17 protein-coding genes are annotated in these 11,828 nt (G+C 47.3%); 7 read left to right on the forward strand and 10 right to left on the reverse strand.

Annotated features, from left to right (window positions below):
• Nucleotides 1–89 precede the first annotated feature (89 nt).
• From ACQ4M5_RS24410 to nadB, 4 genes are all read left to right on the forward strand, one after another.
• Nucleotides 90–818, forward strand: coding sequence for a DUF3120 domain-containing protein (locus tag ACQ4M5_RS24410; protein ID WP_430678298.1), 729 nt, complete (start codon nt 90–92; stop codon nt 816–818).
• 166 nt (nt 819–984) lie between these two features.
• Nucleotides 985–1,980, forward strand: coding sequence for an FHA domain-containing protein (locus tag ACQ4M5_RS24415; RefSeq protein ID WP_430678299.1), 996 nt, complete (start codon nt 985–987; stop codon nt 1,978–1,980).
• Nucleotides 1,981–2,056: 76 nt separating this feature from the next.
• The gene (psbU, locus tag ACQ4M5_RS24420; protein ID WP_430678300.1) at nt 2,057–2,464 is read left to right on the forward strand and encodes a photosystem II complex extrinsic protein PsbU; all 408 of its coding nucleotides are present in this window, start codon (nt 2,057–2,059) and stop codon (nt 2,462–2,464) included.
• A gap of 296 nt (nt 2,465–2,760) precedes the next feature.
• Nucleotides 2,761–4,410, forward strand: a complete 1,650-nt coding sequence (nadB, locus tag ACQ4M5_RS24425) for an L-aspartate oxidase (RefSeq protein WP_430678302.1) — start codon at nt 2,761–2,763, stop codon at nt 4,408–4,410.
• Here the strand turns inward: nadB and ACQ4M5_RS24430 are convergent.
• Nucleotides 4,376–4,795, reverse strand: coding sequence for a DUF4079 domain-containing protein (locus tag ACQ4M5_RS24430; RefSeq protein WP_430678303.1), 420 nt, complete (start codon nt 4,793–4,795; stop codon nt 4,376–4,378). The genes nadB and ACQ4M5_RS24430 overlap by 35 nt on opposite strands.
• Nucleotides 4,796–4,906: 111 nt before the next feature.
• On the reverse strand, nt 4,907–5,230 hold the full coding sequence (locus ACQ4M5_RS24435; protein ID WP_430678304.1) for a DUF1830 domain-containing protein: 324 nt from the start codon (nt 5,228–5,230) through the stop codon (nt 4,907–4,909).
• 322 nt (nt 5,231–5,552) lie between these two features.
• Between ACQ4M5_RS24435 and ACQ4M5_RS24440 the strand changes: the two genes are divergently transcribed.
• Genes ACQ4M5_RS24440 through ACQ4M5_RS24450 form a run of 3 tightly spaced genes read left to right on the forward strand, consistent with a single transcriptional unit; the run spans nt 5,553 to nt 9,182 of the window.
• Complete coding sequence (locus ACQ4M5_RS24440) at nt 5,553–7,124, forward strand: photosystem II high light acclimation radical SAM protein (protein WP_430678305.1); 1,572 nt, start codon at nt 5,553–5,555, stop codon at nt 7,122–7,124.
• 12 nt (nt 7,125–7,136) lie between these two features.
• Entirely contained in the window at nt 7,137–8,528 is a 1,392-nt protein-coding gene (locus ACQ4M5_RS24445) for a DICT sensory domain-containing protein (protein ID WP_430678306.1), read from the forward strand.
• Nucleotides 8,529–9,182 (forward strand): pentapeptide repeat-containing protein, encoded by a 654-nt coding sequence (locus tag ACQ4M5_RS24450; protein WP_430678307.1) that lies wholly within the window; start codon nt 8,529–8,531, stop codon nt 9,180–9,182.
• A gap of 49 nt (nt 9,183–9,231) precedes the next feature.
• On the opposite strand, the gene ACQ4M5_RS24455 is transcribed toward ACQ4M5_RS24450, so the two are convergent.
• From ACQ4M5_RS24455 to ACQ4M5_RS24490, 8 genes are all read right to left on the reverse strand, one after another.
• A complete protein-coding gene (locus ACQ4M5_RS24455) occupies nt 9,232–9,456 on the reverse strand; it encodes a hypothetical protein (RefSeq protein WP_430678309.1) in 225 nt (74 codons plus the stop codon).
• Nucleotides 9,457–9,486: 30 nt separating this feature from the next.
• Nucleotides 9,487–9,708: a DUF433 domain-containing protein gene (locus ACQ4M5_RS24460; RefSeq protein ID WP_430678310.1), complete on the reverse strand. Its 222-nt coding sequence runs from the start codon at nt 9,706–9,708 to the stop codon at nt 9,487–9,489.
• 74 nt (nt 9,709–9,782) lie between these two features.
• Nucleotides 9,783–10,007, reverse strand: a complete 225-nt coding sequence (locus ACQ4M5_RS24465; protein ID WP_430678312.1) for a DUF4926 domain-containing protein — start codon at nt 10,005–10,007, stop codon at nt 9,783–9,785.
• A gap of 254 nt (nt 10,008–10,261) precedes the next feature.
• Nucleotides 10,262–10,636 (reverse strand): DUF5615 family PIN-like protein, encoded by a 375-nt coding sequence (locus tag ACQ4M5_RS24470; RefSeq protein WP_430678314.1) that lies wholly within the window; start codon nt 10,634–10,636, stop codon nt 10,262–10,264.
• Between the two features lie 3 nt (nt 10,637–10,639).
• Nucleotides 10,640–10,867, reverse strand: a complete 228-nt coding sequence (locus ACQ4M5_RS24475) for a DUF433 domain-containing protein (RefSeq protein WP_430678316.1) — start codon at nt 10,865–10,867, stop codon at nt 10,640–10,642.
• Between the two features lie 168 nt (nt 10,868–11,035).
• A complete protein-coding gene (locus ACQ4M5_RS24480; protein WP_430678317.1) occupies nt 11,036–11,254 on the reverse strand; it encodes a hypothetical protein in 219 nt (72 codons plus the stop codon).
• A 109-nt stretch (nt 11,255–11,363) separates the two neighbouring features.
• Nucleotides 11,364–11,588, reverse strand: coding sequence for a type II toxin-antitoxin system HicA family toxin (locus ACQ4M5_RS24485; RefSeq protein WP_430678318.1), 225 nt, complete (start codon nt 11,586–11,588; stop codon nt 11,364–11,366).
• On the reverse strand, nt 11,581–11,805 hold the full coding sequence (locus ACQ4M5_RS24490) for a type II toxin-antitoxin system HicB family antitoxin (protein WP_430678319.1): 225 nt from the start codon (nt 11,803–11,805) through the stop codon (nt 11,581–11,583). Before ACQ4M5_RS24490 ends, ACQ4M5_RS24485 begins: the two co-directional genes overlap by 8 nt.
• Nucleotides 11,806–11,828 lie beyond the last annotated feature (23 nt).

The raw sequence follows: 11,828 nt of genomic DNA on the forward strand, positions 1-11,828 counted from the left end.
GCAATTCAAGATCCCCGATCGCTTCTCTGAAAGTTTCCTATGGTAATGTTAAGTTAAGTTAATAAAATAAGTAGGCTTAAGAAAAATCCTTGATTTCCTATCCGTCCGGCTCCAATACGTCTTACTCCCCAGAGGCTGAAGTGATTGCGGTTTCAGAATCTTCATATATAGAGCGCTCTGCTCCTCCTCGCGCTCTTCTCATTTTCGGTGCATCGGTCTTTCTAGTGTCAGTGCCTGTTTTCTTTGAGGCTCCGCTAGTTCGCTCCATGCCGCTCCTCTGCCTCTTGCTCACTTCAGTCTGGGTCTGGGCATCGATCGCGCTTTCCGCCAAACCGCAAACGAAACACTGGGGCGAATTGCTCACAGGCTTTACCTGGACATGGTTAGCGGGATCACTGTATTGGGGCTGGTTCCGCTGGGAGCCGACGTTACATTTACCGATCGAAGCCATTGGATTACCGATCGCGCTCTGGGGCTTAAGAAAAAACTGGTGCAAACTGGGAAACTTTTTCTATCTTGGATCGCTCTTTGGAACTGCGGTCACAGATCTTTACTTTTATTTGACGGATTTAATTCCACACTGGCGTAAGTTAATGCAGGTCGAACCCGATGCGGTCGCGCCGATTTTTCAACAAGCGCTTATGCAAATGTACACCCCAAACGGAATCTTCTGGGTAATTTCACTAGCCGCTATTCTACTAAGCGTCGGTACATTCGCGCTACGAGCGAAAACCTCCTACTGGGTTGCGTTCGGTGGTGCCGTGCTGAGTACAATTTTGGTTGACAGCTTATTTTGGGTCGCAGCAGTGTTAGCATAATTGCGGAGGCGGCAGGAGCATCTCGGATTTTTGCCTCTGAAACACTGCGGAGATTACAGTCAAAAGTAATTCGTTTCGGTCTTACATTCCGGGCGCTACTACTGAAACATTTAGAACTCAGGCGTTGCATCATAAGAAAGAATGCGTTCCTTTCCTTGTTGAGCCTGTGGTTACTCTCCAACCTACTCCCCATCTTGTGCTGCACAGCAGCGATTTCAGCAACCGTCGCCTCCCGCTGGTGGGCAATAATTGCTGGACGATCGGACGAAGTGAAGATAATACGTTTGTGATTCGCGATCGCTGGATTTCGCGAAATCATGCCATGCTGCAATGGATGGAAACCGGGGAATTTTACCTAATCGATTTAGGTAGCCGAAATGGAACCTTCGTGAATGGGCGACGAGTCAGCATTCCGGTGACACTTCAAAATGGCGATCGTTTAACGTTCGGGCAAACCGAGGTCGATTTCTTCTGTCCCTTAATTCGCCCTGTTTCCAATTCCGAAGAGCCGGATTCCAAAGAGTTCACTGCCACTGCAACGCTGCACGTTCGCCGTTTAATTTCGGTGCTGGTGGTCGATATTCGCGATTTCACAATTCTGACTCGCCAACTCGATGAAAAGCTGCTCTCAGAAGTGATTGGAACCTGGTTTCGACAAGCAGGCGACATTATTCGTGAGTATGGAAGCTGGGTGGATAAATATATTGGCGATGCGGTGATGGCAGTTTGGACGCATGGCGCGAATGGAGTCGATCGAGATGAAGCGCTGCGAATCTGTCAGGCGATTAATGCTTTACACCGGATGACGAATAATCTTTATCACCAATACCCGCTACCGTTTCCGATTCGGATTGGAGCAGGGGTGAATACCGGATTTGCAATGGTGGGAAATACCGGAAGCGGCGATCGACCGGATTACACCGCGTTAGGGGACACCGTGAACGCAGCCTTTCGCTTAGAATCCGCGACGAAGCAGCTTGGACTCGATATTGCTTTAGGAGAAAGAACCTACCAGCATTTAGCAGAACAGGTTGGAAACGCGAACTTTCTAGAGCGCTACGTCGTTGAACTCAAGGGATACGACAGCCCGACTCCGACTCATGCTTGCTCATTTGCCGATCTTGATGGCTTTCTCAAAACAACTTTAGGCACTCTGCACTAATTTCGATCCCGCAAAATGATAGGCTCTAATAAAGGCTGTGTATTGCGTTTGCTCGATCCAGTGGGAGGGATTAACAATGAAACGTTTGATTCGCTTTTTGGCGGCTTTGAGTTTGGTAGTGGGCTGTCTGGGCTGGTTGCCCCAAGCAGCGATCGCAGCTAATTTCAATGGTGTCACCGTGTTAGCAGCGGACTACCGCAACGTGGTCGAAGATAAAATGGCGACCGAGTACGGGAAAAAGCTCGATCTGAATAACACGAACGTTCGTGCGTTCCGTCAATTGCCGGGATTGTATCCGACTTTGGCGGGTCTAATTGTAAAAAATGCGCCTTACGAATCGATTGAAGATGTGCTGAACATTCCTGGCTTGTCTGACAAGCAAAAGGAAATTCTGCAAGCGAATATGGATAATTTCGTTGCGACGGAAGTATCTAAGGAACTGGTCGAAGGTGGAGACCGCTATAACAACGGAATTTACCGCTAAGAGGATGTTTGAAAAGTATCGTTGATTGCATTACCCGCCCCCGGACTGGAAGTCGGGGCTAACCGAACGAAGTCCACTGAAGGGGACTAATCTCCAGATTAGGTAAGGTCTTCAGTCCGGTTTACTGGACTTCGCACCGTCAGCCCCGACTTCCAGTCCGGGGCGAGATAGAACGAAGCGAGGAAGCTTTTTATACTTTTCAAACGTGCTCTAAGATTGTTCTCACTTTGTAGAGTTGCGCTCTCCGCAGATTAATCCAGTCTGCGCGGAGCGATTTTTTTATCCAAGGGACAGCAATGTTGCAATCTGCGTATGATGTGCTGGTTGTTGGGGCGGGAGCAGCGGGACTCTATACAGCGCTCTCATTGCCCGATCGATATCGAGTGGGTTTGATTACGAAAGATAGTGTGGCTCGGTCTGCGAGTGATTGGGCGCAGGGTGGAATTGCAGCCGTGATCGATCCGCAGGATTCGACTTCGCTTCATGTCGCAGATACACTTTCAGCGGGTGCGGGATTGTGTGATGGGGATGCGGTTGAATTTTTGGTGGAGAATGCGGCTGAGTGTATTCATCACCTAGTGGATTTGGGGGTGGCATTCGATCGACATCAAAATCAGCTTGCTTTGACGCTAGAAGCGGCTCATTCTCGTCGTCGAGTGCTTCATGCAGCGGACACAACGGGAAGAGCGGTTGTCAGTGTTTTAGCTGAGAGAGTGTTAGAGCGCAAAAATATTCAGGTTTTAGATCAAACCTTTGTGCTGGATTTGTGGCTTGATTCTGAGAATCGCTGTCAAGGCGTTTGCCTGATTCACCAATCTGAAGTGCATTGGATTCGCGCTCAGGCGGTGATTTTGGCAACCGGGGGAGGGGGACAGGTTTTTGCTCAGACGACGAATCCGGCGGTGAGTACGGGAGACGGAGTTGCGATCGCACACAGAGCCGGAGCAATTTTACGAGATCTCGAATTCGTACAGTTCCACCCAACTGCTTTAACTAAACCGGGTGCGCCAAAGTTCCTAATTAGCGAAGCAGTTCGGGGAGAAGGAGCGCATTTAGTCGATCGACAAGGACACCGTTTTGCCTTCGATTATCATCCGTCAGGCGAACTGGCTCCCCGTGATGTTGTGAGCCGCGCTATTTTTAATCACATTCAAAAAACCGAATCTGATCCAGCGATCGCAACCGTTTGGTTAGATTTGCGCCCGATTCCAGCAGAAACAATTCAATATCGATTCCCGAATATTATTCAGGTTTGCCAGAAGTGGGGCGTGGATGTGTTCAAAGAACCGATTCCGGTGGCTCCCGCTGCTCATTATTGGATGGGTGGAATTGGTGCGGGATTGGGGAATGAAACGTCGATCGAGCATCTTTACGCGGTCGGTGAAACTGCCAGTACCGGAGTTCACGGAGCGAATCGACTCGCAAGTAATTCACTGTTGGAATGTTTAGTTTTTGGCGCACAGTTTCGAGAGTTAGAAATCGAATCGATCGCGGCAACTTCTTTGAAAGCCGTTGCGACCGTTTCTGTTTCGTTTGAACCGATCGATCATTTTCGTTCAGCACTTCCTCGATTAGTTTGGCAAGGTGCGGGAATTTCAAGGGAGCAGAAAAGTTTAGAAAGTGCGATCGCTCAAATTCAATCCTGGCGGCAAGACTTTCTCCAACTGCCTTTGAGCCAACTTCTCTGCAATCTCAAACCTGAACAATCGTTCAAACTTGATCTCGCTGCTGAAGAAATCCGCGATTGGGGAGAGTTGTACAACTTGTTTGAGGTTGCAGAGTTAATTCTAAAAAGTGCCCATTTTAGAACGGAAAGTCGAGGCGGACATTATCGATCGGACTTTCCTAAAACGTCTGAAGCTTGGCGCGTTCATACGATCGTTCAAGGCGATCGATGGTCAACTGCACCCGTTAAAGATATTTCTGTACCACTTCCCAACCTGTGATCGACACCCAAACGAGTCCCAAACAGAGAAGGAAATTCACGCCAATGTGAACCGATCGCGCCCAAGGCTGACTCGGAATCTGTACCGCACTCCAAGCCGAGAGAAAGACGAGTTCGACCACAGCAAGCCCTGACCACAAATGATTTGAGTGTCCGAGACTGCCGTAATGTCCGATCGTGCCGACTAACCCGATTCCGAGTAAAACCAGAACGAAGATTGCGATCGCAATTCCCGTTCCGATATGAAGCGAGCGCGTTCTTTTCGCACCAAACAGTAACTCAGAACCCGTTACTACTTGGATTAGATAAGCCGCGATCGTCAAGCCCATCGCCCAAGCCGCGATCTTCCACAACCAAAGAAAAGAAGGTAAATCCAAAGCGTTCACCGAAACCTGTCTTCTCAATTGTGCAAAAAAAGAGCCACAGTTGCGGCTCTAAGCATTGAAATAGTTATTAAACAAACAATCCGAAACCATTTTTTAAGAAAGGTAAAGACTTTACACGACTTTATGAGAAGTCATTGCCACTTCTAGCGACTGAGGAAACGGTTCACCACCGCCCTCCTCGCTCACCATTAAAGTCGAACAAGGAATCGTATCGGACAAAATCGCGCTTGCCATCATCCCGGTATGAATCTCAAGTTGAGCAGTCGAAACGGCTTCAAATAACAATCGCTGACCCGGAAAAACCACGCGCTCAAAATACCAATTTGGCACATTTGTAATCCGGGCAACTTGAATTTGGCTAGTCGCATTTACGTAGCAACACACAATCGGATCAGATCCACCTGATGACGGTAGAGGATCAAGAATTTGAGGCATGGCGGTTAAGATCCTACACTAGAAAAATAGGCTATTTGAACACTAACACTGGGCGATCCCTGACGACTGTAAAAGCGATTACCAACGATTTCTTTTTGCGACAATTTATGGCATGAAATTAAGCGATGTCAAACGATCGAGAAAAAGTTAAATCTACTTAATCTATGGATACTCGATGCAACAAAAATGCACCTAAAAAATAATCTCTCGCTCTTTTCGCGATCAACCTCGATCGATTTCAATCTAAAATTTGCCGTTATCCATGCAGAGAACGGAAAGTCAGTGATATCGTAAAGTTATATGAAACAATTTCAGGAACGCTATGGAAACTCGGATTCTCTACGTTCGGCTCCCTTGTAATCCCATTTTCCCGATCGGCGTGGTCTACCTCGCTGATCATGTTCATAAGCAGTTTCCAGAGATTACCCAGAAAATCTTCGATCTGGGCACAGTTCCGCCTCTCGATTACGCTTCTGCGCTGGATGCCTGCATTGATGAATTCAAGCCAACCCTGCTGGTTTACTCTTGGCGTGATATCCAAATTTATGCGCCTGTCGGCGGACGCGGCGGAAACCCGCTGCAATACACGTTTGAATACTACTACGCGAAGAATCCCCTTCTCAAAACACGTGGCGCACTCGGATTGCTCAGAATTGCATCGGGCTATTACGGTGAACTGTGGCGCAACTCGAATTTGATTCATCGAGGCGTAAAACGCGCTAGAAAATATAATCCTGATGCCAAAATCATTGTTGGTGGCGGCGCGGTGAGCGTGTTCTATGAACAAGTCGCGAAAAATTTACCCAAAGGCACGATCGTATCTGTGGGTGAAGGCGAAGCGCTCTTGGAAAAATTGCTGCGGGGTCAAGATTTTCTAGATGAGCGCTGTTACATCGTGGGGGAGACGAAAGCCCGCGATCGCATGATCCACGAATTTCCAACCCCGATCGAGAAAACTGCCTGCAACTACGACTACATTGCTCAAATCTGGAAAGAATTCGAGTACTATTTCCAATCTCAGGATTTCTACATCGGGGTTCAAACCAAGCGCGGCTGTCCTCACAACTGCTGTTACTGCGTCTATACGGTGATTGAAGGCAAACAAGTCCGAATCAATCCCGCTGATGAAGTCGTCGAAGAAATGCAGCAACTTTATAAAAAAGGAGTTCGCAATTTCTGGTTTACCGATGCTCAATTCATTCCAGCCCGGAAGTTTATTGATGATGCCGTTGAACTGCTGCAAAAGATCCTGGATGCAGGCATGACCGATATTCACTGGGCGGCATACATTCGCGCTGACAATCTCACGCCGCAATTGGCTGAATTGATGGTGAAGACCGGAATGAACTATTTCGAGATTGGCATCACCAGCGGTTCTCAGGAACTCGTTCGCAAAATGAGAATGGGTTACAACCTCAGAACGGTTCTGGAAAACTGTCGCGATCTCAAAGCCGCAGGATTTAATGATTTAGTTTCAGTCAATTATTCGTTTAATGTAATTGATGAGCGCCCCGAAACGATTCGACAAACGATCGCGTATCACCGCGAACTCGAACGGATTTTCGGAGCCGACAAAGTTGAGCCTGCAATCTTCTTCATTGGTCTGCAACCGCACACCCATTTAGAAGATTACGCTTTCAAAAATGACATTCTCAAACCCGGATATGATCCCATGAATGTCAAACCGTGGACGGTTCGGAAATTGCTTTGGAATCCAGAACCCCTCGGATCTTTCTTCGGTGAAGTCTGTTTACAAGCCTGGAAACGCAATCCCAATGATTTCGGGCGCGAAGTGATGGATATTCTAGAAGAGCGGTTGGGACGAGCAGAACTTGAAGAAGCTTTGTCCGCCCCGATCGACAAACCCAATCCCCGACTTGTTACCGCCCCCTAATTTCTCTCGCTTATGTTGGAAGGTTCGATTCTCAACGATCTCAGAGTGGCTCACCAACCCGGAGCCGTCGGCAAACGTCCGCTCAATTTTGGTGTGTACTACAAAAACACCTTGGTTTCACTCTGTCATGCGCTCGAAGACTGTATTCTAAGCTGTTCTAGTGCGCCCCTGGTGGTGACTGCCTTCCAACGGGGAAAATGGTATCTCCAAGAAGCCGATCGCTATGCTGAAATTGCCGATCATGCAAATCAAATCGTGATCATGGCTTCATCTGACACGGGATTTCAAGAACATCCAACAAGTCAGCGATCGAATGTTGCCTTGGTCGAATTGGATCAATCTGATCCAGTTTCTCAAGAGTGGCACTTAATGATTTTGGCTCCGTCTTACACGGCGATGGTTCTCTGCCAAGAACTTTCGGAGGAAGACTATGGTGTTCAAGGCGTTCCAACTGAAGATCTTGAGCGGAAATTCTACGGTTTTTGGACATTCGAGGCGGGATTAGTTGAAGAGACCATTCACTTCGCGATCGGACATATCGATCGATACAATCCTGACCTAGCAAATCAACTTCGAGCTAAAGTCGCTGAAATCAAAGCTCAACCTAGCGATCAAGACGAGATTTATCAAGCAGTTTCGATGGTTGTGAACTATCTGCAAAGCGAGCAGGAAGAATTACGATCGCGCTCTAAACACGAAGCATTAGATAACAATCTCACCTCCAACGAACTTCAAGCTTTCCTCCGTCTCGCTCAATTGATTGATCAAACCGATATCAGTAATCCAAACGCCGCTGCTGAAGTGGCATCACTCTCGGAAGCAATGGCACAACTGCTCGATCTTCCAGCTTGGCAGCTAAACCGCTTACGTCTCTCTGCCTTGCTGCATCGATTAGCTTTCTTGCAGCAAGCAGATAGTGTTCTCAGTCCTGGAAGCTTCGGGCGTACTTCAGATTATCCAACCGAAGCGCCTTGCTGTCCGATCGTTCCTGGATCGCAAATTCTCCGCAATATGGGACGGTTAAATGCGATCGCAACGATCATCACGCATCAATCCGAACAATGGAATGGACAAGGACAACCTGCTGGACTCGCAGGCGATGAGATTCCTTTAGAGTCTAGAATTCTTGGACTGTTAGCAGAGTTTCAACAACGAGTCGTACATCATCGATCGAGCAATCCTGAAACGGCATTTTCGATCGCGCTTTCTGAATGTCAGGCTGAAGCGGGCGATCGCTGGGATAGTAAACTCGTCGAAGCCTTGAGTCTTCTAGCCAACGCAATGCAACAAGGACTCAGCTTACCGATTCAAATGCCAAAGATTGCGGCTGGAATGTGGTTGCTTGATTCACATTCGGATGAAGCTCTGCTAGATTTGTCTGACAAAGTGACGGAGCAAGTATAAATGGACATTCAGGCAATTCGATCGGGAAAAGTGAAGCAGCTTGCAGGTGCAGATCTACAAGACGAAGATTTCTCAAAATCAGAACTTAGCGGGGTGAATCTTGCAGGCGCAAAGCTCTCTGGTGCAGATTTTACCAATGCAAAGCTATCCGGTGCAGTTCTAGATGGTGCGAACTTAGTCGGCTGTCAGTTAATTGGTGCAGATCTCAGAGCATCTTTAACAGGTGCGAACTTGATGCAGGCAGATTTGACTGAGGCGGATCTGAGAGGAAGTAACTTGCGGGGAGCGAATCTGATGCGATCGCGCCTCACTCGCGCTAACCTATCCGGTGCATTCCTCAGCGGTACAAACCTGATGGGAGTTAGCTTACAGGGCGTTGATCTTCGGGGAGCAGATCTTCGGGGAGCGAATCTAAACGGTGTAAATCTCCACGGTGCAAACCTTAGCCAAGCAGACTTACAAGGCGCACAATTCAACGAGGCAAATTTAGAGGAAGCCGATTTACAAGGTGCAAACCTAGCAGGTGCAAACCTAGCAGGTGCAAATCTGCTTTGTGCTGAACTACAAGATGCAAATCTTGAAGGTGCGAACTTAGTTGGGGCTTGCACGATTGGTACAGTTCTCGATCAGTCTGCCAATGTGACTCTCCAATAATTTACAAGCTTTCGGAACGCTCTGGTAAATTTCGGTGTTGTAGACAGTTTCATTCGTCGTTATCGAGAGACTGGCGCAATTCTGTAATGATCTCTTCTAAAGGCTTGGGTTTCACTTTGCCTTCACGAAATAGCTGAAGTGATTCTTTCGCATCTCTCGCAATTTCTTCTCGACGCTGCTCAGTATGACGATGCCGCAAAATCTCAATGAGCATTTCTTGCTGCTCTAAGGATAGCTGCATCGCTGTTTCAAGAACTTGGTTAAGCGTAGGCATAGTCTAGAAGTTAAAAATTATAAGTGTTGATCATAGCTTGATGTTTGAATTAAGCCGATCGACAAAGCAAACCGCAGCTAGAATGTCTTCGCGCTCTAAGTCGTCGTAGTCTGCCAAGATTTCTTCGATCGTCATTCCCGCGCTCAACAGTTCCAAAAGGAATTCCACCGGATAGCGTAATCCTCGGATGCAGGGCTTACCGTGACAGATGTTGATATCGTGTGTGATTCGTTGGAGTAAGTTGGTTTCCATAAGATTTGCGATCGCAGTTCTCCCATTATTCGCGATTTATTCTAGACCTAGCGGCTGTTTTAGAGCGATCGTTCTTAAAATACAGCTTTGTTTGTGTTTGTCTGTTGAGATGTTTCTGGTTGAATATCTGAATGGGTCAATGTCAGAAGCGCGATCGTGTGACCTTCTGCATTCACAAATTCAACCTCAAAAGCTTGCCCATCACTGTAACAATGTACGATCGCTCCTCGATCTCCCGTTTTCAAACCTTCCTTCTGAATATCATGCGTGAGAACGACTGTATCTAGTTCTTGAATCATTGCCAACCTCGTGAGTGTCTTTAGAATGGATGTGCAGTGACAAATCGCGGGTTTTCTTGCCCTAGATCAATGATCCAAGATATCCGAGCAGTTTTTGAGGTTGAATGAATGCGTTTTCTCGGTTCAGTAAGTCCATATCATGTGATCGCGGAATCTGTCATATCATCCCAGATTCTCTGAGCGCGATCGCAGTTCTCCCATTATCCGCGATCCACTTTAGTAGCTGCTGTCTTAGAGCGATCGAACTTCTCTGATTATTTAGATTTGCGGCGAATAGCGCGAGAGATAGCACGACGGGGTTCTAGGTTTGTAATTGCCCCAAGAAGGGATTCGGGTAGGCGATTCGCAATCAAGTCGAGAACTTTATCATTAACAGTTTTTGCTGGAGTGTCGCTGGGTAAATTCACGAAAATCGCCCCGGCTGTGAAGTCTTCAGACCAGCCTCTCGGATCTGCGAGTCCTCTATCGCGGGTGATGATAATTGCATCATTCGCGATCGCAGCTTCCATGACTTCGGTATCAGGATGACCGCATAAACCAATATCGCGAACGTCCTGAGCAGAGAAACCAAGTTCAACGATCTCAGCCGCAAGATTACGAGGCATATTTTCATCAACTAAGAAGTTCACAGACTAGACTCCGATCGGGAAGATTTCGGCTTGCTTGATGAGATCGGTTGCATAAGCAAGTGCGCCTTCGATTTGGGATTTGGTCAGTCCGTAAGCTTCCATCACTTCTTCTTTGCTCATGCCGCCAGCAAGAGAGCCGACCACGATCGAGACTTGAATGCGGGTTCCAGTGATGACGGGTGTGCTGCTACAGATTGCAGGATCTACATTGATGTGAGGCGCAATTTCCATGAGTTTGTTCTTTGTGAGAAGTGTTTTAATTCTAGCTGGATGAAGCGCGATCGCAGTTCTCCCATTATCCGCGATCGCACAGTTGGCATCGGATAGAACCTGAGCAAGTAAGCCCAGTCATTCATCTTGAAGATGAATCAATTGAGCAACAAGGCTCAAACAAGAGCGCTAAGAACACGATCGATTGACCTTCAAGCGGAAGTGGTCGGGCAACAAAGCACGATCGTTTGTGCTTTGAGAGGAATCAATTGAGGGAGAAGGCTTAAACAAGTCCAGTAGAAGATCATACGATCGTGCTTTGAGAGGAATCGATCGAGGAACATGGCTTAAACAAGTCCAGTAGAAGATCATACGATCGTGCTTTGAGAGGAATCGATCGAGGAACATGGCTTAATCTCTGCAAACTTTCTCTCATCCAAAGGCGATCGAGCGTGGCTTTACTCCAGACCTAACTGCTGTTTTAGAGCGATCGGGATTTTGCTTCCTGGTTTAAGCCTTAATCGTCTCTATTCTCTAAATCTTCATCTTCAGGGTTAACTGCGTCGAGAACTTGCCTCACAATCTTTGGATGCAGAATTTTGCTTCCATGAAAAGGCACGACGACTCGAATACCATCTTTGAAATAAATTCGATGACTACCGCTTGTCCGAATGAGTGTAAAGCCAGCATTGGAAAGTAGTTTTTCTGCTTCTTGAGCAGTTAAACGCGGCGCTTTAGGCAACTTGCACCTCTAGCGTCATTGTTAAAACTTCTTGTTTCTGGAGCGCTTGTTTCTCTTCTTCTGAAAGAGTAGAAAGATACAACCCGATCGCTTCTTTGATGTTGGCTTGCACTTCCTCTAAATTGTCGCCTTGAGTTTGACAGCCTTTCAGTGCTGGACAGTAAGCGTAATAGCCGTCCGCATCTTTTTCAATTACTACATCAATTTTGTACGACATAATTCCTCTTTTGATAGCAGTTC

Source organism: Leptolyngbya sp. AN10 (assembly GCF_050565645.1).
In the GTDB taxonomy this organism is placed as follows: domain Bacteria; phylum Cyanobacteriota; class Cyanobacteriia; order Leptolyngbyales; family Leptolyngbyaceae; genus Leptolyngbya.

Bases quoted from the DNA above. Each gene is read 5' to 3' on its own strand.
- nadB (WP_430678302.1), top strand. From the start codon at position 2,761: ATGTTGCAATCTGCGTATGATGTGCTGGTTGTTGGGGCGGGAGCAGCG.
- ACQ4M5_RS24490 (WP_430678319.1), bottom strand. From the start codon at position 11,805: ATGTCGTACAAAATTGATGTAGTAATTGAAAAAGATGCGGACGGCTAT.
- ACQ4M5_RS24440 (WP_430678305.1), top strand. From the start codon at position 5,553: ATGGAAACTCGGATTCTCTACGTTCGGCTCCCTTGTAATCCCATTTTC.
- ACQ4M5_RS24460 (WP_430678310.1), bottom strand. From the start codon at position 9,708: ATGGAAACCAACTTACTCCAACGAATCACACACGATATCAACATCTGT.
- psbU (WP_430678300.1), top strand. From the start codon at position 2,057: ATGAAACGTTTGATTCGCTTTTTGGCGGCTTTGAGTTTGGTAGTGGGC.
- ACQ4M5_RS24465 (WP_430678312.1), bottom strand. From the start codon at position 10,007: ATGATTCAAGAACTAGATACAGTCGTTCTCACGCATGATATTCAGAAG.
- ACQ4M5_RS24450 (WP_430678307.1), top strand. From the start codon at position 8,529: ATGGACATTCAGGCAATTCGATCGGGAAAAGTGAAGCAGCTTGCAGGT.
- ACQ4M5_RS24455 (WP_430678309.1), bottom strand. From the start codon at position 9,456: ATGCCTACGCTTAACCAAGTTCTTGAAACAGCGATGCAGCTATCCTTA.
- ACQ4M5_RS24445 (WP_430678306.1), top strand. From the start codon at position 7,137: ATGTTGGAAGGTTCGATTCTCAACGATCTCAGAGTGGCTCACCAACCC.
- ACQ4M5_RS24475 (WP_430678316.1), bottom strand. From the start codon at position 10,867: ATGGAAATTGCGCCTCACATCAATGTAGATCCTGCAATCTGTAGCAGC.
- ACQ4M5_RS24480 (WP_430678317.1), bottom strand. From the start codon at position 11,254: ATGTTCCTCGATCGATTCCTCTCAAAGCACGATCGTATGATCTTCTAC.
- ACQ4M5_RS24435 (WP_430678304.1), bottom strand. From the start codon at position 5,230: ATGCCTCAAATTCTTGATCCTCTACCGTCATCAGGTGGATCTGATCCG.